General features: G+C 67.3%; 30 protein-coding genes. 15 read left to right on the top strand and 15 right to left on the bottom strand.

Annotated elements, in window-relative coordinates; translation table 11 throughout:
• Window positions 1-186, bottom strand: coding sequence for a ferredoxin (locus tag ACWEKR_RS06300; RefSeq protein ID WP_452353598.1), 186 nt, complete (start codon window positions 184-186; stop codon window positions 1-3).
• On the bottom strand, window positions 183-1,652 hold the full coding sequence (locus ACWEKR_RS06295; protein WP_452353597.1) for a cytochrome P450: 1,470 nt from the start codon (window positions 1,650-1,652) through the stop codon (window positions 183-185). The genes ACWEKR_RS06300 and ACWEKR_RS06295 overlap by 4 nt, the downstream gene beginning before the upstream one ends.
• 101 nt (window positions 1,653-1,753) lie before the next feature.
• On the opposite strand from ACWEKR_RS06295, the gene ACWEKR_RS06290 reads away from it, so the two are divergent.
• Entirely contained in the window at window positions 1,754-2,419 is a 666-nt protein-coding gene (locus tag ACWEKR_RS06290) for a TetR/AcrR family transcriptional regulator (RefSeq protein ID WP_452353596.1), read from the top strand.
• Here ACWEKR_RS06290 and ACWEKR_RS06285 read toward each other — a convergent pair.
• Window positions 2,403-3,029, bottom strand: a complete 627-nt coding sequence (locus ACWEKR_RS06285; protein WP_452353595.1) for a TetR/AcrR family transcriptional regulator — start codon at window positions 3,027-3,029, stop codon at window positions 2,403-2,405. The two genes, ACWEKR_RS06290 and ACWEKR_RS06285, sit on opposite strands and share 17 nt — an antisense overlap.
• A gap of 143 nt (window positions 3,030-3,172) precedes the next feature.
• Between ACWEKR_RS06285 and ACWEKR_RS06280 the strand changes: the two genes are divergently transcribed.
• The 14 genes from ACWEKR_RS06280 to ACWEKR_RS06215 all read left to right on the top strand — a co-directional run bounded on the left by ACWEKR_RS06280 (window position 3,173) and on the right by ACWEKR_RS06215 (window position 13,529).
• Window positions 3,173-3,622, top strand: coding sequence for a hypothetical protein (locus tag ACWEKR_RS06280; RefSeq protein WP_452353594.1), 450 nt, complete (start codon window positions 3,173-3,175; stop codon window positions 3,620-3,622).
• A 276-nt stretch (window positions 3,623-3,898) separates the two neighbouring features.
• Window positions 3,899-4,435: a hypothetical protein gene (locus tag ACWEKR_RS06275; protein ID WP_159842936.1), complete on the top strand. Its 537-nt coding sequence runs from the start codon at window positions 3,899-3,901 to the stop codon at window positions 4,433-4,435.
• A gap of 550 nt (window positions 4,436-4,985) precedes the next feature.
• On the top strand, window positions 4,986-5,210 hold the full coding sequence (locus ACWEKR_RS06270) for a hypothetical protein (RefSeq protein WP_452353593.1): 225 nt from the start codon (window positions 4,986-4,988) through the stop codon (window positions 5,208-5,210).
• 306 nt (window positions 5,211-5,516) lie between these two features.
• Window positions 5,517-6,161 (top strand): HAD family hydrolase, encoded by a 645-nt coding sequence (locus ACWEKR_RS06265; RefSeq protein WP_452353592.1) that lies wholly within the window; start codon window positions 5,517-5,519, stop codon window positions 6,159-6,161.
• Window positions 6,162-6,580: 419 nt separating this feature from the next.
• Complete coding sequence (locus tag ACWEKR_RS06260; protein WP_452353591.1) at window positions 6,581-6,775, top strand: hypothetical protein; 195 nt, start codon at window positions 6,581-6,583, stop codon at window positions 6,773-6,775.
• Complete coding sequence (locus tag ACWEKR_RS06255; RefSeq protein ID WP_452353590.1) at window positions 6,753-7,394, top strand: alpha/beta hydrolase; 642 nt, start codon at window positions 6,753-6,755, stop codon at window positions 7,392-7,394. The genes ACWEKR_RS06260 and ACWEKR_RS06255 overlap by 23 nt, the downstream gene beginning before the upstream one ends.
• Window positions 7,395-7,965: 571 nt before the next feature.
• On the top strand, window positions 7,966-8,154 hold the full coding sequence (locus ACWEKR_RS06250) for a hypothetical protein (protein WP_452353589.1): 189 nt from the start codon (window positions 7,966-7,968) through the stop codon (window positions 8,152-8,154).
• Window positions 8,155-8,160: 6 nt separating this feature from the next.
• Window positions 8,161-8,364, top strand: coding sequence for a hypothetical protein (locus ACWEKR_RS06245; RefSeq protein ID WP_452353588.1), 204 nt, complete (start codon window positions 8,161-8,163; stop codon window positions 8,362-8,364).
• Window positions 8,365-9,577: 1,213 nt separating this feature from the next.
• On the top strand, window positions 9,578-10,108 hold the full coding sequence (locus tag ACWEKR_RS06240) for a DUF6879 family protein (RefSeq protein WP_452353587.1): 531 nt from the start codon (window positions 9,578-9,580) through the stop codon (window positions 10,106-10,108).
• Window positions 10,105-10,959 carry a helix-turn-helix domain-containing protein gene (locus ACWEKR_RS06235; RefSeq protein ID WP_452353586.1) on the top strand — a complete coding sequence of 285 codons (855 nt, stop codon included), beginning with the start codon at window positions 10,105-10,107 and terminating at the stop codon, window positions 10,957-10,959. Before ACWEKR_RS06240 ends, ACWEKR_RS06235 begins: the two co-directional genes overlap by 4 nt.
• Before the next feature lie 143 nt (window positions 10,960-11,102).
• Window positions 11,103-11,414, top strand: a complete 312-nt coding sequence (locus ACWEKR_RS06230) for a hypothetical protein (RefSeq protein WP_452353585.1) — start codon at window positions 11,103-11,105, stop codon at window positions 11,412-11,414.
• Between the two features lies 1 nt (window position 11,415).
• On the top strand, window positions 11,416-11,640 hold the full coding sequence (locus ACWEKR_RS06225) for a hypothetical protein (RefSeq protein ID WP_452353584.1): 225 nt from the start codon (window positions 11,416-11,418) through the stop codon (window positions 11,638-11,640).
• 393 nt (window positions 11,641-12,033) lie between these two features.
• Entirely contained in the window at window positions 12,034-12,462 is a 429-nt protein-coding gene (locus tag ACWEKR_RS06220; protein WP_452353583.1) for a hypothetical protein, read from the top strand.
• 509 nt (window positions 12,463-12,971) lie between these two features.
• Entirely contained in the window at window positions 12,972-13,529 is a 558-nt protein-coding gene (locus ACWEKR_RS06215) for a hypothetical protein (RefSeq protein ID WP_452353582.1), read from the top strand.
• A gap of 7 nt (window positions 13,530-13,536) precedes the next feature.
• Here ACWEKR_RS06215 and ACWEKR_RS06210 read toward each other — a convergent pair whose 3' ends face one another.
• From ACWEKR_RS06210 to ACWEKR_RS06155, 12 genes are read right to left on the bottom strand one after another with little or no spacing between them, the layout of a single operon-like run.
• Complete coding sequence (locus ACWEKR_RS06210) at window positions 13,537-14,670, bottom strand: hypothetical protein (RefSeq protein WP_452353581.1); 1,134 nt, start codon at window positions 14,668-14,670, stop codon at window positions 13,537-13,539.
• Window positions 14,670-15,107 carry a hypothetical protein gene (locus ACWEKR_RS06205; protein ID WP_452353580.1) on the bottom strand — a complete coding sequence of 146 codons (438 nt, stop codon included), beginning with the start codon at window positions 15,105-15,107 and terminating at the stop codon, window positions 14,670-14,672. The genes ACWEKR_RS06210 and ACWEKR_RS06205 overlap by 1 nt, the downstream gene beginning before the upstream one ends.
• 12 nt (window positions 15,108-15,119) lie before the next feature.
• Window positions 15,120-15,533 carry a hypothetical protein gene (locus ACWEKR_RS06200; protein WP_452353579.1) on the bottom strand — a complete coding sequence of 138 codons (414 nt, stop codon included), beginning with the start codon at window positions 15,531-15,533 and terminating at the stop codon, window positions 15,120-15,122.
• Complete coding sequence (locus tag ACWEKR_RS06195; RefSeq protein WP_452353578.1) at window positions 15,530-15,856, bottom strand: hypothetical protein; 327 nt, start codon at window positions 15,854-15,856, stop codon at window positions 15,530-15,532. The genes ACWEKR_RS06200 and ACWEKR_RS06195 overlap by 4 nt, the downstream gene beginning before the upstream one ends.
• Window positions 15,857-15,865: 9 nt before the next feature.
• A complete protein-coding gene (locus ACWEKR_RS06190) occupies window positions 15,866-16,459 on the bottom strand; it encodes a hypothetical protein (protein ID WP_452353577.1) in 594 nt (197 codons plus the stop codon).
• Window position 16,460: 1 nt separating this feature from the next.
• On the bottom strand, window positions 16,461-17,609 hold the full coding sequence (locus tag ACWEKR_RS06185; protein ID WP_452353576.1) for a hypothetical protein: 1,149 nt from the start codon (window positions 17,607-17,609) through the stop codon (window positions 16,461-16,463).
• A 1-nt stretch (window position 17,610) separates the two neighbouring features.
• A complete protein-coding gene (locus ACWEKR_RS06180; protein WP_452353575.1) occupies window positions 17,611-18,102 on the bottom strand; it encodes a hypothetical protein in 492 nt (163 codons plus the stop codon).
• Entirely contained in the window at window positions 18,074-18,307 is a 234-nt protein-coding gene (locus ACWEKR_RS06175) for a hypothetical protein (protein WP_452353574.1), read from the bottom strand. The genes ACWEKR_RS06180 and ACWEKR_RS06175 overlap by 29 nt, the downstream gene beginning before the upstream one ends.
• Before the next feature lie 37 nt (window positions 18,308-18,344).
• Window positions 18,345-18,743, bottom strand: coding sequence for a hypothetical protein (locus tag ACWEKR_RS06170; RefSeq protein ID WP_452353573.1), 399 nt, complete (start codon window positions 18,741-18,743; stop codon window positions 18,345-18,347).
• Between the two features lie 3 nt (window positions 18,744-18,746).
• Window positions 18,747-18,998, bottom strand: coding sequence for a hypothetical protein (locus ACWEKR_RS06165; protein WP_452353572.1), 252 nt, complete (start codon window positions 18,996-18,998; stop codon window positions 18,747-18,749).
• Window positions 18,995-19,804: a peptidoglycan recognition protein family protein gene (locus tag ACWEKR_RS06160; RefSeq protein ID WP_452353571.1), complete on the bottom strand. Its 810-nt coding sequence runs from the start codon at window positions 19,802-19,804 to the stop codon at window positions 18,995-18,997. The genes ACWEKR_RS06165 and ACWEKR_RS06160 overlap by 4 nt, the downstream gene beginning before the upstream one ends.
• Complete coding sequence (locus ACWEKR_RS06155) at window positions 19,797-20,336, bottom strand: phage gene 29 protein family protein (RefSeq protein WP_452353570.1); 540 nt, start codon at window positions 20,334-20,336, stop codon at window positions 19,797-19,799. Before ACWEKR_RS06155 ends, ACWEKR_RS06160 begins: the two co-directional genes overlap by 8 nt.
• Window positions 20,337-20,343 lie beyond the last annotated feature (7 nt).

The following is a 20,343-nucleotide window of genomic DNA, read 5'->3' as shown; positions in this document are numbered from 1 at the left end:
TCAGGCCAGGCGCAGCGCCTGGACCGGGCAGCTGTCCACGACGAGCTCGAGCAGATCCCGCTCGGACGAGATGCCCGGGTCGACCGGCGCGACGATCCCGTCCGCGCCGACCCGGAACAGATCGGGCGCCAGTGCTTCGCACATGCCGTGCCCCGCGCACACGGTGCGGTCGGCGACGATTCTCATCGGCCGATCCGCTCCAGCCGGATGGGCAGCCCGTCGGCGGGCACCGGCCCGGTCCCCGCGACCAGTGGCACCTGGTAGCCGTCCGGCACGCTCCAGCGGTAGCGCAACAGCATCTGATGCACGACGGCCTTCACCGTCATGCCGCCGAAGTAGAGGCCGATGCACTTGTGCGCCCCGCCGCCGAAGGGCGCCCACGCGAAGCGGTGCGATCGGTCTTCGCGACGGTGCTCGGCGAAGCGCTCCGGGTCGAACGTGTCGGGGTCGTGCCAGTACTCCGCGTTGCGCATCAGCCCGTACGTGCCGCACAGGATGAACGTCCCCTTCGGCAGGTAGTAACCGAGGATGTCGGTGTCGGCGATGGTTTCGCGAACCTGCTGCGCCACCGGCGAGTAGACCCGCAGCGCCTCCTTGAACGCCAGGTCGAGCGAGGGCAGGCGGTCGAGATCGTCGTAGTCCAGCGCGGGCTTGCCCAGCGCGACGGATTCCGCCCGCAGCCGCTCCTGCCATTCCGGATGCCTGCCGAGTTCGTAGACGAGCATGGACGCGGCGATGGTGCTGGTGTCGTGCGCGGCCATCATCACGAAGATCATGTGCTCGACCACTTCCGCGTCGGTGAAGGTCTCGCCGTCGGCGGTGCTCGCCCGGCACAGCACGCTGAACAGATCGTTGCCATCGCCCGCCCGCTTCGCCGGCAATTCGCGGCGGAAGTGCTCCTCGAGCACCCGGCGCCCGCGCACACCACGCGCCCACACCCCGCCCGGCATGTTCGCACGGATCAGCGCGGCCCCACCGCGCACCGCGTCCTCGAAGGCGCGCTCCAGCCGTGCCGCGCCCGCGCTGGGTTCGGCGCCCGCGAAGACTTCGGTGGCCTGCTGGAGCAGCAGCTTCTTGATCGCGCGGTAGACGCGGAAGTCGTCGGCGGGCTCCCACTGCGCGAGGCCACGGGTGATCCGCGGCGTGGTCATATCGAGGTAGCCGATCAATCGCGGCCGCGTGAAGGCCTGCTGCATGACACGTCGATGGAACAGGTGGTCGTCGAAATCGCGCAGCAGCAATCCGCCGCGGAAGAACGGGCCGATCAGCCACTCCCAGCCACGCTGCGCCGACAGCGCCTTGTTCCGGTCCAGCATCACCGCCTCGTACCCCTCGGGGCTGCCGAAAGTGACCATCCGCCGTCCCAGCATGCCGAACCACTGCACGGGGCCGAAGCGATCGAATCGCGCTCGCGCGAACCCGATCGGGTCGGCCAGAGCGTGCACGCTGTACCCGATCCCGGGCAGCCCGAAATCCCCGAGCACGGGTTTCAGCCCGCTACCCGGCGGCGGATCGGCCAGCGGCCGCACCGGCGCCGGGTAATGCGCGACCGCCCGCGCGGCCGCGCGCTGCGCGTGCCACGCCCAGGTGGTCCGCGCCTGGCGGATCGTGCCGGAGACCTCATCGAACGACTGGGGCACAAGCAGACTCATGACCGTCTTCCCTTCGCGACGCTGCGATAGTCCGACGATAGAGGAAACCACCGTTTCCGTAAACATTTGTTTCCCAATTTTGGCTGTGTCAAGCTGGCCTGGTGACCCGTACCGTCAGCGGCACCTACCGCGGAGCCTCCACGGCCGAGCGCCGCGAGGACCGGCGCAGGCGGTTGCTCGACGCGGCCCTCGACATCATGGGCACCCAGGGATTGTCGGCATTGACCGTGCGCGGGGTGTGCGAGCAGGCCAAGGTCGGTCCACGGTTCTTCTACGAAGCGTTCCCCGATCGCGACGCGCTCGCCTCCGGCGTGCTGGCGGAAATCCAGCAGGCGGCGCTCGACCGGGCGAAGGCGGCGATCGCCGAGACCACGGGCAAGCCCGCCGACCGAATCCGCGCCGGGGTCGCGGCCCTCATCGTCGAACTCACCGACGACCCACGGCGCGCGAAGGTGGCGTTCGCCCAGACCTACGGCGACGAGGCGCTCATGCGCAGCCGTTTCGCGGGCATGCGCCAGGTCGCCGACGTCATCATCGAGCAGACGCGCCTGGTGCTGGAATTGCCCGACGGACAGGACACCGCGATCGCCGCGACTTCCCAGCTGATCACCGGCGGCGCGGCCGAACTGGTCCTGGTCTGGCTGGACGGCGGCCTCGACGTCGACCGGGACGGGCTCATCGCCCTGCTCGCCGATTTCACCGTGGCCATGCTCGACCGGCTGCCCGCGGTCGCCGGGCGACTGTCCGGCCTCACACCAGATTCTTGATCAGCGACGACATCAGCGGCCCGCGCAGCGCGGGCAGCGCGGCGAAGTCCCCCGCGACGACGCGGTTGGTCGCCAGCGAGACGACCGCGCCGATCACCGCCTCCCCCGCCAGCCGCTGATGCGGGCGGGTCGCGCCGAGGGTCGCGGCGAATTCGTCCACCAACACGGCCTGGGTCGCCAGCCGTCGCTCCAGCACCGGCCTCCCCGCCGCGTACGCCTCTACCAGGAAGACCTTCGCGACCTGCGGTTCCTGGGCCAGTGTGGAGAAGTACGCGTCGAGTGCGCGGTCTATCCGTTCGAGCGGCGTGCCGTCGGCCGCGAGCGCTGTCGCGATCCGGGTCATCACGATCTCCACGGCCATGTCGTAGGCGGCGAGGAAACACGCCTCCTTGTTCGCGAAGTGCTGGTAAAAGGTCATCCGCGACACCTCGGCACGCTTCAGCACGTCCGCCACCGTCGCCGCCGCGTAGCCCCGGTCCGCGGCCGCCTCGATCATCGCCACCAGCAGGCGGGCCCGCTGCGCGGCCACCACCTCCTCCGGCGCGATGCCGTGATTGCCGCCGTGCAGTTTGCCGCCCGCCCGCGCCTTCAGCAACGATCCTCGCTCCACGTTCCGATGCTAAGTTCACCCGCCCGTCGCGCGTCCGCGAATACGGCGGCGACTCTGGGCGCGAATCGGACCGCGCGGGGTGCGAAACGGGGCACAATGGCCGTCCGAGAGTGCTCGATTCGAAAGAAGGAGCGTGATCGACAGTGGAAGGCAGGCAGCTGGCGAGACGAAGCGTCCTGGTCGCGACACTGTGCGCCGGCGCGTTCATGGTGGCGGCACCGGCGACGGCGGGCGAACCCGCGTTCGTGAACATCGGCGTCATCCACACCTTCGGTGACACCTGCTACGGCGATGGGGAAGCGGGCGTCTCCTCGCCCACCGGGACTCCCGGCGCGGCCCGTTTCGGCATCAACTTCGTCAACCAGACCCCCACGGACGCGCCGTGCACCTTCACCGCGTTCGCCAACTGGCGCAACCTCGACACCGGCGCCGCGGGCACGGTGCCCGTCCTGGTCACCGACAAGACGGCTTCGAACCAGCCGTCCGCCACCGTCTTCGCCGCCTTGCCCACCGGCTCCGGACGCGTGCAAGTCGACGTGACCACCGACTATCCGCACGTGGCGGCCCCGCCGGTCGAGATACGGATCAGCTGAGCGTCGGCGGGTCCGGCCTCCGACCATCGCGTAGTTCGGCCGCCGAGCCGCCCGGCATTCCTCCACACCGTTACAGCGAATCCGTGCGGGGCGGCTCGGCAGATCGCGGATATCGGCGGGTGATAGCAATGCGCGGGCTGCGCCCGGCTCCTAGACTGGGGAACTGCGGCACGGTCGACCGTCGAAGCGCCGCGGCGCTCCGCGGTCGGCAAAACCAGAAGTCCCGATCCAGCAAGGGCCGCCCGGTAGCGGCCCGTTCCCGTGCAGGAGGGCCGCATGCCCGACCCGTTCCATCTGCGAGTCTGCCTGGTCGGCCGAGGTTGCCTCTGCCCAACGGTCACCCTCTTCCTCGCCCCAGAACCGCTGATCCCCGGCGGCAACATGCTGCACGTGGTCGAACAGGATCCCCTCACCGCCGACACCGGCACGCCGACCCCCGACGCCGAAGTGATCGACATGATCGAGGGCAGCCCGGCCGCCGCAGGCCCGAAACTACGGCCCGAGCTACAGGAGTTCCGGCCCGGACGCCCCGACCCGCATCAGCTCCACGACATCCTGCACGACCACCACATCACCGACGCCGCCCCGATCGGCCTGGACGTCAGCGACCCCGCTGAACTCACCCGCCTGGCCCTACTCCCCGAACACCCCATCGGCTACCGCCGCATCGACGACTTCCAGCAGGAAGCCACCGCCCGCGCGATGCTAGCGGTCTACCGCCTCTTCGAAGTCGACCAGCGAGTCCGCCTCATGTACCACGGCTTCGCCGACCCGGAGACGGGCTGGTTCGCGCTACGGACCGCGACCGCCTGAGGACACGGGCTCTGCCCACCCGACGTTGCCTTCACGCGGACCCGGCTCAATGGGCGCCGCTTCGGCCGACGAGCGGTGAAGGTCGATCGCACGCAGCGGTCGGCACCTGTTCTGGATCGGCGGTGACCAACTCGCCAAGAGCCGGGCGCCGTCAGTACTCGTCGGCGCGCAGGCAATCGTCGACCGTCGGACCGGATGATTTCGGTGCCGCAGCGCTTATCCTTCGGGTCGCGCATTACCACGGCCACAGCGCGAGAGACTCGGGTGCGCCGTCTTACTCGAAAGGGCGACGCATTACCGGGTCGTGAGCATCTTTTATCCCCGGGCCTCTCGTGGTCATGGAAGCATTCCGGCCCTGATCAACGCGCCGCCCACTTCAGAGCCGTCTGGACCACGAATCATCCCGATACACTGATTATTCCGACGTCCAATATGCAACCGACGCCTTACGATCGGCTACGGGCCGGCTGAACAAGGATGAATACTTCAACGTGCAGGGTTTCGTATTCAAAGCGACCTTCACGTGGCAGCCCGTTCGAGACTCGGCCAGATGCTCGCAACCGCAGCAACATTCGAATTGCTGGGACGACTCGCTGTACCGGACTACATCGACGTCGTAATGGTGGCGCCGATCGTCACCGCCGGACTCCGGCGGCCACCGTTGCAGCGGCTTCACCTGAAACCTGCACGTTCGACCTGTTTTCCGACGCCCTACGACGGCCAGCGGCACGCGTCCGGCCTCTGGGCGAGCGGCCACGCGTGGCGGGCCCGGTGAGACCTATGGACGGCGCTTTGTGGAGCGGATCACCAAGGCCACGTTTCGAGTGGTACCTTGCCGTACCCCTTGGTAGGTTTCGGCTTGTCCGCGCAGCGTCGCGCATCACCATCAGCCTTTTCGACTCGCGGAACATCCCTTCGATCCACAGTTCGTGCGCCTCTTTCGTCACGGAACGAGGCGGGAATCGCCATACCACACAGCCGCTTTCGCCGTTTTCGACGGCCGAATCGGCGGTTGCGCGCTGCACGCCCCCGATCGCTGCGGGCGTGGCTGTTCTATCTCATCGAGCCTTCTGGAGTACCGGTGGTTACTGCACTATCTCACCAGCCCGCGGAACTCGACGCGGTCATCTTCGACTACAACGGCGTCATCGGCCTGCAACCCACCGTTCCGATGTGGAGTGAGCTCGCCGAGCTCGCCGGGTGGCACGCGGACCAGCTCGGGCTCTTCCAGAACGCTTTCTGGAGCGCCCGCGAACCCTACGATTCCGGCGAATTCGATGACGCGGCCTTCTGGACCGCCGTGCTCGGCCGTCGCCCGGACTCGGAACTGCTCACCAGGCTGCGTGCCGTCGACACCGAGCTGTGGACCCGGACCGACGACCGCGTCGTCGCGCTCCTCCACCACGCCCGGCAGGCAGATCTCCCGATGGTGTTGCTCTCCAACGCACCCCACCCGGTAAGCGACGCCCTCGACGCCTCCGACTGGCGCACGATGCTGACCGACGCGCTCTACTCGGCCCGGCTCGGCATGAACAAACCCCACCCCGACACCTACCGAAACGCGCTCGCCGCGACCGGAGTTCGCGATCCCGGCCGCGTCCTGTTCGTCGACGACCGTGCCGACAACTGCCAAGCCGCCGCCCGCCTCGGCCTGCGCACCCTCCACTACACCGGCTCACCCACCGATATCGAGATGTACCTCCCGCCCACGACCGTCGCCGCGTAGGTCCCGGCGCGTAGTCACGGATCTTGGATCGTCGCGTCGACCAATGCTGGACACGAGCCTGACCGGACGCTCGGCTGAGGTATACCAGCCGAGCGTTCGCGAGGGTGTCGCTTCGGGAGCCATGATCGGGCGCGCCCGAATGAAACCGACCGCCCGAGCTGCTACCCACTCCGGCGCATCCGATCCCACTCCGTCCTCGCCACGATATCCGCGGATTGCTGTGACCGCTGATTCCTGCTTCGAGTTGCTGCCACGCAGCTCGGCAATCCAGGTGAGCTGGGCGTGCCGGGCGGTGTCGATACGGAGGGGCGGGCGGGCCGGACCGGGGCGAAATTAGCGGGGTGGTGCGGATCTGCGCTCTCGTCCTACATCATGAGTGCCGCCTGGTCGCGGGTGCGCACCTCTGCTTCACTGATTCGATGCCCTCAGCCAGCGCCACCACCCGAATCCGCACACTCGACGGCCTCCACCTGGCAGCTACCCTTGTCACTCCCGAGCAGCCAGCAGCGCGTGCCGTCCTGCTGGTACACGGCGGGGGCGTCACCCGCGACGAGGGTGGCTTCTTCACGCGCCTGGCCGCGGGTTTGGCCGATGTCGGCATCGCTTCGCTTTGATCTTCGTGGTCACGGCGAGAGCGAGGGCCGACAGGAGGAGCTGACGCTCTCCACGATCCTGAACGACATCCGCGTCAGTCTGGCGCACCTCCGGGAGACCACCGGCGCGGTCGAGCTGAGCCTCTTGGGTGCGAGCTTCGGCGGTGGCATCTGCGGCTACTACACCGCCAAGCGTCCGGACGAACTGGCGCGACTGGTCCTGCTCAATCCGCAGTTCGACTACAAGAAGCGGACTATCGACACCCGGCCGTACTGGACGGCCGACGTCATCAACGACGAGGCTGCCCGCGAACTGAACGAGACCGGCGCCATTCAGTTCACACCGACGCTCAAGCATGGCCGCCCACTCCTGAACGAAGTGTTCTGGCTGAAGCCGAACGAGGTGCTCGGCGAGATCAAGACGCCGACCCTCATCGTCCACGGCAACGCTGACACGCTGGTGCCGATCGACGGCTCGCGCGCCGCGGTCGCTCAGTTCACCGCACCTGTCGAACTGGTGGAGATCGACGGTTCACAGCACGGCTTCGCTGTCCACGACGATCCGCAGTATCTCAACCCCAAGAGCCAGGAGTACCAGGCCGAAGTCATCGACATCGTGGCGCAGTGGCTACGGCATTAGGACATCGTTGAGCATCCGGACGCTCGGCCGGTTGCGCCACGGGTCAAGCGCCCGAACAACTTCGACCACAACGTTCATGGTGCGCTCGGATCTGGTTTCCCTGGCTACCGTGACCGCCGTGGCGGCAACGGTCGCCGCTTCATCGGGTTCACCGCCTGGGGTCTCTGGGCGTCGGTACGCCGTTTGCCCTGGTCGCGTGACCGTACCAGGGAACCGTGGCAGCTCCCGCCTCGTGCCCAGGCTGAGGTAGTTGTAGAGCACGGTGTCACCACGGCGAAGCACCAAGTGCACGTCGCCAGCTACTCTGTGCCGCTGCCGCTTTGCTTGGTTTGTTTCGATTGTCGTGCTACTCAAAGTGCTTCCTTTCGCTTACCTGTTGTCGTTGGTGCCGCGCCCAAGCTGCTGAAGTTTGTGAAGCGTCCCGAGCCTAATGCGCCGCCAGCTTGCGGAATATGCGCCGGACGCATACCCGCAGGGCAACCGCCGGTATAGAACCGTCCGGTCACTCGGACCAGGCTCGACCCTGGGACCGCCCTGTAGCGGCCCGGTCGCCAACGGGAGGAACCGGAAGATGATGGAAGACCTGCGGCACTTCCGCATTGAGTCCGCCGCGCTGCGGCTGGATTATCATGCCAGCGCCACGCAGGCCAGGAGCGTGGCCGACGAACTGGCGCAGTGCTGTCCGGGGCTCACAGTGACCGTCGATGACAACGTGTGGGCGGATCTGCCGGTGCTCCCCTGCGCAGCGCTTCGGGATTGATCTCTGATGGCCACGCCAGAACCTCTGAACCACAAGACGTTCGTCCAAGCGGACGGCGCGCCGGCCGAATTCATGTGTCGGGTGCAGTTGCTTGCTCTCACCGTGCAACGTGCCGGAAAACTGCTGTACATCCACCGCCATCACCACCCGGACGAATGCATCGTGCATCTGGAGGTGGCGTACCTGCTGTTGGTCGAAGACGGTGACTGAACGATGGCGCCCCTCGTCCCGGCCCTATGGCAGCGTCGGCGCTCCTCAGGCGCGAAGGCCGGATCCGACGCATGATGCTACAAAAGACGAAGAACCGGCATGGCACCGAGTATCACTACCTGTTCTGCTCGGGCGCCCGCACCCACGACTGCAAGGCAGCTTCTCGAATGAGGACGGCGCGATGCCGCAAGCACGGATCGAACGCGCCTGACCGAGATCCAGCGCACGCGGGAGAAGCTGGCGGCCGAGCTGGGCCTGGTGGCCGACAATTGAACGCTGGGTGTGCAGTACATCATTGCCTGCTTGGAGCTGCTGTGCGATCGGCACGGGATGTACATGGGGCCAGCGACAAGGTCCGGCGCAGGCCGAGCCAGGCGATCTTCAAGCGAATCTATGTGTTCAATGAGGCTCGCCGAACCCAAGCTGCACCCAGCATCGGCCAAGTTGCATGCCTATCAGCGGGGATTACCGCTGCGCAGCGATGTCCGCCGTTAGGCTAGCGGACGGGGGGCCGGACCGTGAGCCATCCGGCGGCATCGATTTGCTTCTAAGGGACCCCGCGTGATCCGACCCGCACCGTGACCACGACACGCCAGGGGTCCGGGGGCGAAGCCCGCCGGGCGGGGTGTGGGGATTGCACCCCCACAAAACACGCGGAACGCAAAAGGCTCATGCTCTTCATGAGCATGAGCCTTCGATGCGTGGAGCTAAGGGGAATCGAACCCCTTGAAAATCCCTGGTTTCTGGCCCCTGACCTGCGGTTCGAGACTTTCGGACAACTTTCGGTGAAGCCTCGCGACCTGCGGGTTTTCAGTCAAGTGTTGATGGCATCAACACCGATCAACCCCGATCAGGTACCTCTGATCGACCGGTGTTCGCCACGGCGCGGTCGGCGGGATGGACTACTGCTCCAGGCGGCCAGACGGTCAGCCGAGCCGTGCCCATCGTCTTGACGCCTTGCGACCGGGCGGCGACGATCACAGGGCAACACTGGTCAACGACTTGGTGGGAGGCACGGCAGTGGGGTTACGTTTTCTCGGTGGTAGCAGTGGCAAGAACGGATCGCCCCGGCTATGGGAGACCGATACCGAGTACATCTGGCAGGGATACCCGGTAGAGGACCCCGACATGCTCGCCGAGATCGCCGTTCCCGAAGGCGAGATCGTCGTGCGTGTACCGAAATCGCTCGTGCAATTCCTACCGAAGGACGCGAATGGGGCTGCTGACCGACCAGCAATGGAGTGACCTGCACGCCGGGTGCAAGAGGTCGGCTGTCCACCTCGAGCTGCGCGACAGATACAGCGTGCCGGACGAGGCCGACATGTTCGAGCAGTGGCGGTCTGGTCAGCTGACCGAATCGCAGGTGCACGAGTGGTGGGCGCCGTGGCTGGAGATGACCCGCGGCATGGCCGATCGCGGCGTGCGAATGCGCCGCGCTCGTGTGGTCTCCGAGCCGCTGTCGGAGTACATCCACTATGAGTGGTCCATCGCCCGCAACCAGGACGGCGGTGAGCAGATACGCTGGCTGCCCCGCCAATGCGCGACCGGCCTCGCGGTCGTGCCGGTCGACTTCTGGCTGTTCGACGACGAGACGGTCGTGTTCAACCACTTCTCCGGCACCGGGGAGTGGATCGACAACGAGATCACCCGCGATCCCGACATCGTGGCGCGGTGCCGCGCATCGTTCGAAGCAGTCTGGTCGGCCGCGGTTCCGCACGACAGCTACAGGCCCGTCTTGCAGTGACGACGAGCAGTGCCAGGCCCGCGCGGGAGGCGCTCGGTAATCGGCTGCGGGAGATCCGGCTCGATGCCAAGCTCACCGCGCGGGAGCTGGCCGCACTCGCGGGCTGGCACTTCACCAAGATCAGCAAGTTCGAGAACGGCCACCGGACACCGACGCCCGCCGATCTGGAGACGTGGTGCCGAATCTGCGACGCCGACGATCTACTGCCTGATCTGCTCGCCGCCACTCGCGCCGTCGAGAAGATGTATGTCCAGTTGCGACGGCTGCACCGCGGCGGCACCGCACGCTATCAGCGCCAGGTGCTCGATGAGGAGCGCCGGGCACAGCGGCACCGGGTGTTCTCTGTAGCACTCGTACCCGGCCCTGCTCAGACCCCCGAATATGCGACCGCGGTCCTCACCGACATTGCGACGCTGTCGGGCTATCCAACCGACGACATCGCCGACACGGTCGCCGTGCGCATGGAACGCGCCCAGCTGTTACGCACCGCGCGGGTCTTTCACATGATCCTGTGCGAGAACGCCCTCCGCGTCGGCGTCGCACCGGCCGAGGTGCTCGCGGGCCAGCTCGCCCACCTGCTCACGATCATCGACTATCCGCACGTGCGTCTCGGCATCCTCCCGACGAGCGCCCGGCAGTACATGCCGATATGCGAGTTCTGGATCACCGACACCACCGAGGTCGAGATCGAAACCTACTCGGCGATCCTGCGAATTGAGCAGCCGAGCGAGATAGCAACTTATGTCAACGTTTTCGAGCACTACTCGCGCCAGGCCGTCTACGGCCGACGTGCACGTGCGCTCATCGACCGGGCGCTCGACGAGTTGCGCCAACAACGGTCAACTCAATAGAGCCTGAGCGCTCCTCGCCCATACCTTCAAGTCGGCCCCCGGCGCCAGGACGACGGACACACGACCGCTCCTCCGCCCGATGAGCTGACCTTCCCTGGCGCCGGGTGCCTACCAACACGACAAGCAGCGAGGGAAGGCCGGCCATGACGGCAAAGGCGCTCGGGTATCTGCGCAGGGACAAGTCGGCAGACCCGCAAGGTGATGCGCAAACCATCCAGGAGCTGGCCGACCGTGTCGGCTACACGCTCATCGAAATGCTCACCCCTGGCGACGAGATCGAGCCCGACCCCGGCACCTGGTTACTCGCGCGGATCCACGGGCACCGCGCGGCGGCCGTCGTCATCGCGGACGAGCGCTACATGCCCGGTCCCATGATGAACGAGGTCACCGCGGTGTGCAGCGTCGTCACCCCCGTCCGGATCATCCCGGGCCACGTCCGGTACCCGGAGGGGTGAGATGAAACATCAGCCCTCGGCCGAACTCGAAGCCGTACGCGCCACCTTCGCAGCCGACGACGCTGCCAAACTCGCTATCGCCCGTAAGGATGGGCCGCTGTGGATGGCTGTGGACAAGCCGCAGACGTGGGCACTGGTCGATGATGACGGCACGCCGGGCGACGAGTTCACCGTCATCGCCCCGGCGTTCGGTGCGCCGGAGCTGCACGAGGGTGATGCCGAATGAACGGGTGGATCATCTTCGCGATCGGACTCGGTGCCGCGCTCGTAGTGATGGTGCCCGCAGTCGCGGCCTCGATGTGGTGGCAAGTCCCTACCGACCCTGATACGGCTCGGGCGCGCGTAGCAGAGCGCCGGATAGACAACGCATTGTGGGCCGCCGGGTTCCCGCACGACGCGCCGGACCACGAGCTCAGCGTCCAGGAGGCGCACCAAACGATGCAACGGCATCGCCGGTGCCGCGCAGACGAGTGCCGACGCAAGGCGGCAGCGCGGCAAACCCTGATCAGAGCGGGCCGGATGAAGCCCGATACATCGCGGGAGTGCTGAGCATCCGCCGTAGGGGGCGGTTCTGACCTCTCCCGTGGGGTGCGGGAGCAGTAGGTAATGGAGGATATCCATGGGATACAACGCGATTCGGGCAGCCGTCACAGTTGTCTCTGCCAGCGCCGCATTGCTCGCCGGGCAGACGCTCACCACCACGCCGGTCGCGCAGGCAACTGAACGTTCCTGCACGTTCGCGTTCAACAAGGAGCCCTACCTGCTGCACAAAGCCGTCGTCGTCGGCGGAACAGCGAAATGCGATCCCGCGCCGCTCGCGTTCCGCATCGAATTGCAGCTGTGGCACCGGTCGGGCACCAGCAACCCGAAGCCGAAGGGTGACCGCATCGTGGTTACCGATATCCCGAATCCCACTCGTCACGTCGCCACGATGGCGTTGGACTGCGTGCCCGGCATGTGGCAGGGCAAGATCGTCATGCGGGCTACCTGGGACACCGGGACGAATGAGGTCCGCAAGGAGACCATCCCGGCCATCATCCAGTGCTAGGTTGACCCCGTGAAGCTGCTCTATCTCAGTAGCGGCCCTGTCACATGGTCGACTCGCTGGCTCTGGCTGCGTCAAACCCTGTATCTCTGGGTCCGAGGTGTCTCCCGCGCGCCCGGGTACACCGGAGAGAACCAGTGGCACGCTCGCCGTGAATACGGCGGATGGGTAATCCGCCCGGCCCGTGGATGGCGTCGGCTCCGCTGGATAACCCCACCGCTGCACTACACGCGCGCCATCCCCGCTGACGACATGTACGCCCTCGGCACTTGGATGCTGGAGAAGATGGAACAGTAAGCCCGGCCATCCCAGGTACTGCAGGCCCTGCCCGGGCAACTTCCGGCAGCTGGAGTGAAACGACGAATGCGCCCCAACCTGGTGCTCGGGTTGGGGCGCATTCGTCTGTGCAATCAGGTGAGGACACGGCGGATAGACACGATTCCACTGCAGAAGGATCCCCGCACTGCCAGGATGTAGCCGCGCGGTCACGAGGGGACTTGAGGGGAGCGACGATGGCTGACGAGAAGCAAGAGGACGAACCGCCGACCAGGAATCGGAAGCGTATCGCCTTGCTCGTAGTGGGTGGCGTGGTGTTGGTGAACATCGTGGCGATCGGCCTCTTCGCGATCGGCAACGCTGCGGACAGCAACCGAGCGCACAACAATCAGGCTCGCGCCGTGGCCACCAACAACGGTCGCCCGGCTGCGCTGCCCCCGTCGACGACCTACGCCTACACCCCGCCGCGCACCACTGCTGCGCCGGCGACCACGACCGCTGCACCGGCGCGCGGAAAATCGCAATGGTCGGGCAACGGAGTGTTCAGCGTCGGCAGCGCACCCACTGGCGGTGCGAAGGCGGCCATCCCGCCGGGCCGGTACACGATCGAGATGACCGACCCGAAACTCGGCGCTCTCTCAGTGATCCGCTGCTCGGATCTGCCGTGCTCGGAGACTCAGAATTTCCTCGATGCCGATAGCGGATTCGGCGACAACTACGTCAGCGTGATCGACATCCTGCCCAGCGACGGAGCTGTCCGGCTGCTGAACGCCACCTTGACCGCTGTCCGGTGACGGGTAATCAGGCGACGTCGTAGTACACGTAGGTGTTCGTGCCGCCCGACTGCACCGTGCCGCTGGCACCGAACGGCGAGGTGTACTGCAGCGCGATCGTGTCGTTCAGCGCGAGCGTCGTCGAGATCGGCGAGAACGTGATCGATGTCGCGTTGAACGCGAGAGATGCCGTGCCGATCGTTGTGCCGTTCTTCAATATTCGCAGCGTGAGCGCCGTCGAGGAGAACCAGGCCGCGGTCATCGTCACCTTGCATTGGATGACGACGTTGCTGGGGCCGTTTGACTTGAGGGCATCGCTGACGATGGACGTGTTCGGGTATCCCGAGCGCGGCGTCCAGCTGGGGATGAGCGCGGTTTGATCGCTGCCGATTGCGAACGTGTTCAGCTTGTCCATGCCCATCGGGCTGAAGGCCGCTGTGGTCACTGTCGGCGCGGGCAGCGCACCGGCCCCGGCCAGTGCGGGTGCAGCGATGGTGGCACCGGCGCCGACCGACGGCACAGCTATGACGCCGGTCCCAAGGAGTGCGGGCGCGGCCGCCCCGGCACCGGCCGCCACCGCCGGTGCCGGCAGGACGCCAGCACCGACCAACGCGGGAGCCGTCGCACCGGCTCCAACCGACACTGCGGGCACGGGCAGTGCGCCAGCACCGAGCAACGCGGGGGCCGAGATGGTGGCACCCACGGAGACCGACGGGGTGGGCAGCACGCCGATGCCTTGCAACGCGGGAGCCTCCAGGATGGAGTCACCGAACTGCGGCGTCGGTAGCGAACCGACACCGAGCAACACGGGGACGACGATGTCCACGCCGGTGTCGACCGAGGGCGGTGGCGGCGCTGCGCCGGTGCCCAGAAGCGCGGGCGCGGCAATCACCATGCCGCCGCCGGCCGACGGCGCGGGCAGCGCACCGGCCCCGACGAGGGAAACCGCTGCGATGGTGGATCCGGTCACCAGCCCGGCCGCGGGGAGCGCGCCGACGCCGAGCAGGGTTGGCGCTTCGACAAGCACGGCGACGGTACCGTCCCAGACGAGGATGTCGCCTAGGACGGGATGAGTGAAGTACACCTTCCGCACCTCGAGATCGCCGCGCGTCGGATGACAGTAGCGAACGTCGAGGATCGACTCCCCGCGCTTGCCGATCATCAGGAAGCCGTGAGCCTGATCAGTCCGGTCCCGGCGATCGTCACCTTGAACGGCCCGTTGTCCGAGGTCTTGTTCGCCTCGAAGTCGATGAGACCGATCAGCGGGTTCGTCGCTGCGCTACCGGAGTTCACGTCGGAGATGACGCAGTACCGCGCGGTGAGCGACGACGGATCCCACAGCAGGTCATCGCAGTCGAGCCATGCCGTGTCGGTGGACGAGTCGTAGGCCAGCGACTTGCCCGACAGCGTCAGGCCGCCCGAGGTGTAGCCCGAGCCGGTCGATAGCTCGTTCGTCAAGCTGGACTGGTAGCGGTGGGTGTCCTTGTTCGGGGTGTAACTCGAGGTGTGCAGCGTCGCCTTCAGCGCGTGGGAGACGACGTTGATCTCGCCGTTGAGCAAGCTCTGATGGAACGGGCCGTAGAGGTAGCCGATGGTCATGGGATTCTCCGATCAGTCGGGGTCGGGGATGAGGACGTAGAGGGTGCCGGGGTTGTGCGGGTTTGCGGCCCACCATGATTCGGTGACGTCCTCGATGGAGGTAAGGCTTCCGCGCGCGATCAAGGCCCTGGCCTCCTGAACGGGCGTGATGGGCAGGCCGTCCGCGATCAGGGGCATCAGCCGGATCGGGGTGTCGGAGTCCGGAATATCGATCTTGTATCGGCGACTCCCGACGTAGACGATCGTCGCGCCGGGGTCGAGGTCCGGTGTGGTGAGCACGCCGGAACTGGCTTGCATCGTGATCAGGGCGGTCGTGATCATGCCTGTGCCATCGAAGGCTTCGCGATCGAGGATCGATTGGAATCCGAAGATGGTGTTGTTGTCCGCGCCCGCGATGGAGGACACCTGCTCGCTGATCACGGTCATGACGTGGCCTGCGCGATCTCGTAGCCGCCGAGCATCAGCAGCGCCAGCCAGAACGCGCCCTCGATCTGCTCGGGCGTGACCGGGTCCTCGTGCAGCACATACGATCCACCGCGCCGGTGCAGCGATGGGTACGCCGACGCCCCGGTCTCCCCCGCCGCAACGACGTTGACCTCGGCATTCTGGTGCCGCTGTGCCTCCAGCAGCCAGACCGTGACGTACTCGTGGTCGACGCCGGCGATCCGGACGGGAGGGTCGAGTCGATAGCAGCGAGCCGGGCCCGCCCAGCCGCCGACATTGTCGATATGGAGTGTGGCCGTAGCCATGCGCCCTCCTTAGTCGAGGATGTAATGGATGACGGTCACGCAGCCCGCCGCGCCCGCCGCGCCAGCTCCGCCGCCGCCCGCCGGGAACCCGCCCGCTTGTCCGGCCGCGCCGCCGCCGCCGGACTGAGCCACCTGCCAGAACGGCGGATTGCTGGCGCCCGCGGCGACGAGACCGGACTTGCCGCCTGCGCCGCCCGAGCCGCCGCCCCCGCCGCCTGCGGCCAGCAGCCGGACCGGGGCGGATGTGACGGACTGCCCGGCCTGGCCGGCGCCGCCGCCGTTTCCGCCGCGCATCCCAGCGACCAGCCCGCCCGCGCCACCGGTCGCCCCACCCTTGCCTCCCGGGGCGATGAGCAGATCGCCGAAGCTGCTGGCTCCGCCGTCTCCACCCGATGTGCCGCCGGGTCCGACCGTGATAGCGACTGTGGCGGGTAGTTCGGTTGCGGCAATGCGGCGTTGCGTGACCATTGCGGCGCCGCCGCCGCCCCCGACGGACGCGCTTCCAGCGCCGCCTCCACCGCGCAGCACGACCTCGATTGCGAACAGCCCGACGGGCTGAGTCCATAGGCCGGAGCTGGTGTAGACGGCTGTGGTGCAGCGCATCTCAGCTCAGGCGCTCGATCACGAACAGGATGCCGTTGCCGCCCTGCCCGCCGACCCCGTTGTTGCCTGGCCCGTTACCGCCACCGCCGCCACCGCCACCGCCCGCGGGGAATGCGCCCGCGCCACCGGCGACGCCGGACTCTGCATTGCTGCCCGCCCCGCCACCGCCGCCGGTGGCGACGATCGCACTCGGTGCCGTGCCCGCCGCGCCGTTGCCTACGCCGCCGGCGGACGCACCGCCGATGCCGCCGGACGCTCCGGGGATAGCGCCGGAAGAGTTGCCGATACCTCCACCACCGCCACCGCCCCCACCACCGCCGTGCAGGTCGTAGAAGCTGGTGGAGTGCGTTCCTGCCGTCGGCGGGACCTGCGTTGTGCCCGCACCGGTGAACCCGCCACCGTTGCCGCCGTTTCCACCCGGGATCATGCCCGCGCCGCCCTGGCCGCCGATGCCGTTGACGTTGACCCCACCACCGGTGCCGCCCTGACCGCCGCCGCCGATGACGTAAGAGCCGAAGCTCGTGTTGCCGCCGCCGACCCCCGGACTAGGCGATCCGGTCCCGCCAGCGCCACCGGCACCGATGGTGATCGGGATCGGCAGGAAGTTGCCGCTGCCGTCGACCGGCAGCAGGGATGCCGGGATGGACAGGTGCACCTCGCCACCGCCACCACCGCCACCACCGCCGCGGCGGTTGTCGGGGATGATGTCCCAGCGCCCGGACGCGCCGCCCGCGCCCCCGCCGATGACGATGATCTCGACCGACAGCAGTTCAGGGTTCGGGTAGTAGGTGCCGTTACTCACGAACTTGATCGCCAAGCCCTGCAGGATCATCTGCTCGATCTGGGCCTGGAGCACGGTGATCGACTGGCTGTGGTCGTTGATGATCGGCAGGTCGGCGACGAAGTCGTTGTTGACCGTGCCGAAGATCGCGTCGATCACAGTGCCGAATCCGCCGAGGATTGCGGCGATCGCCGCGGCGATGATCGACAGGATCCCGCCTTCGATCTGACCCCAGCGGCCGTCACCGACAGTGGACTTCAACTGCTCGGTGATGGCGTCCTGAGTGCGCCCGGGCAGGCCGGGGATCGCGCCGCTGGCCGAGATCCCATAAGCGGTGCCGTCGTACGGTGCGCCGGGTGGGAACGTCATGTCAGCACCTCGGGTACGGGTTCGCTGCGCGCCGCTTCTCGTTCTCCTGCTGGCGGAGATCGTTCGCGCGGAACTGTTCGAGGTAGTGGCCGAGCGCGGCCCTGCTCTGTTCGCGAGAGTTCGGGCCGGGCTCGATCGAAAGGACGTTCGCGATAAGGTCGGCGACCGCCTGGTCCTGCGCCTTACGTGCGGCGTTGTCGTCGGCGGCGACGGCTGCGCGCTCAGTGATCGTGCGTTGAAACTCCTGGTTGCACAGCCGCTGTGTCGCCGTGGCGTGGACGGTGAGCCCAACCGCCGCAAGGAACATCACCACAACCGCCACCTTGAACCACGGCCCGGCGAAGGGCCGCTTGTCGAGCTCGGGCTTGAGCAGGCTGCGACCGCCAGTGTCGACCCTTCGGAAGCGGACGAACTGGCCGACCAATACGCCGGTGATGAAGCTGCTCAGCGCCAGCCCCAGCGCCTCAGGAAGACTCGTCATCGCGGTCCCCATCTCTCGACTGTCGCGAGTCCTTTGGGTTCTTGGCCTTCGTGTAGAGCGAGACGAAGATGCCCACGATCGCCATCATGATCACGTTCAGCTCCGGCGGTGGTTTGTAGTCCGGCCGCCAGATCGGTGCCAGGTACCCGATCAGCCACACCACGGTGACCAGCACCGACAGCACCGCGAACAGCCTGGCCATGAACCGTTCGTCCATCACGCCCCTTCCACATGCGCGCCGCCGCCATCGACGCTCACCACCGCACTCGCCGCGCGGCGGCCAGGAACAACAGCGCGTGGAAGCCCCACGTCACAGCACCGGTCAGTGCCGCTTGCGAATTCACCACCGGTGCCGCGCCCAGGCAGAGCGCGAATGCGAGCGACCAGACGCCGCAGCTCACCAGTGCTGCCTGGACCGCCGACAGCCGACCGAGCCAGATGCCGACCGCACCGGTCGCGCAGAACACCATCAGCGCCGCTCCCCACGAGATCGGACCACCGGCGAATTCGCGGGCTACCTGCAACGTCGGACCTGCCCACCGATCGCCGCGGCCCGCGATCGTCAGCGCACCCCAGCCCAGCCCGTAGACGAACAGGATCAGCACCACCGGCCGCGGCAGCGGATGGCCGCGATGTGCCGCGGTCGTCGCCACGGCTCAGCCCTCCCGGCCGCCGCCCGGCAGGCCACCCTCGATCACACCGATCCACGGCTCGACCTTCTTCAGGAACACCAGGATCGGGGTCAGGAACAGCGCGGCGGCCGTGGCCCAGGCACCGACCGTCGCGAGCGTGCCATCGGTGAAGGTCGATGCCGCCAGGCCGAGCAGGCCGACGATGCCGGTGAGCACAGCGACCAGCGCCTTCGCGATCTGGGCAGGTCTGTAGCGCAACGGGTTCCAGGTGCTCACTTGGCACCCCCGAGCAGCTTGTCGAGCTTGGCCTCGATGCTCGCGAGCCGCTCGTTCTGCGCGGCCTGCGCATCGACCAGCGTCAGCGGCTCGCCCTTATCGTTGGTGCCCAGCTGCTTCCAGCCGCGCGTGACCTGGTCGGCGATCGCGTTGACCATCTGGTCGATGTAGTAGATCGCGGTGCCGTAGGACACGGACTGCTTCTTGAAGTTCTTGAACTCCTCACCCCACACGGTGCCAGCTCCTCTCTGCGGCGATTCGCCGTTCATTGCCCGCGCTACGTCGGCGCGGAAGATGTTCATGTCGATCGAGCCGGGATCCCATTTGCCTTGTGACGCACCGGCCCATTCCTTGTGGCCGATGGCGTGCGAGGCGGGCTGGCCGAGGTGGTCCAGGATCGCGGCGACGCCGCGGAAGTAGGCGTCGTACTGCGCGTCCGGCCAGCTCGCTCGGTGCGGCAGGCCGGGCCGCCCGCCGCCGTCGTTGGCTGCCTCGATGCCGATCGTGCAGCCATTGGCGTTGTTGGTCGGCAGGCCCGGGTACGCTCCCATGCCCGCGTGCCAGGCGATCCCGACGCCGCAGACCGTGTACACGCCGTTGCGGTCCAAATGCAGCTGCGAGCACAGGCCCAGATCGGGGTGCTCGGCGATACCACGCGGGGTCTCGCCGAAACTGCCGGTGTGGTGGCAGACGACACCCCAGATGTTCCCGAAGTCGCCATGTCCGCGGTCGCGCCAGCCCGGGTACTCGCGTACCTCCAGGCCCGCCCCGCGCAGCACGCTGGGCAGCCATACGGGATCAGCCATTGTCGTTCTCCTCCTTCGCACGTGCCCGCTCGATCTGCTCCAACGCGGCCTTCACAGCGTCGACGTGAGCGGGGATGTCTTTCTCGAGGCGGGCCGCCATGGCCGCGCGCTGCTCCGGGTCTGTCAGCGCGTCGATCTGCGCGAGCAGGCTCGGCTTGACGACGCGCAGCATCTGGCGTGCCTGCTGCTCCCGCTGTTCCTGCCGCTCGGGGGTCGGCGCTGCACGCTCCTCCGCCTGGGCTGCTCGCTGCTCCTCGTACTCGTCGCGTTTCATCCACTGCATCGGCTGCAGCCAGCCCGCCTCTGGATGCTCGCCCGTCGGCACCGGCAGTTCCTGCATGAGGCTCGGCACGACGACGATGCCGCGGAGCATCAGCTTCTTGGCCCATACCTCTCGGACGCGGGGATGGATCGGCACGACGACGTTGGGATTGCCCGCCTGGCCGGGAAAGCTGTCGAGTAGGGCGGTCAGCATTGTCAGCTGATCGGCGTCATCGTGGAATATCGGATGCTGCAATTCGTTGTCGGGCAATGGACTT

It is taken from the genome of Nocardia sp. NPDC004573 (assembly GCF_053602135.1).
The sequence above is the reverse complement of the archived record's forward strand: the minus strand, read 5'-3'. Positions and strand labels throughout refer to the sequence as shown.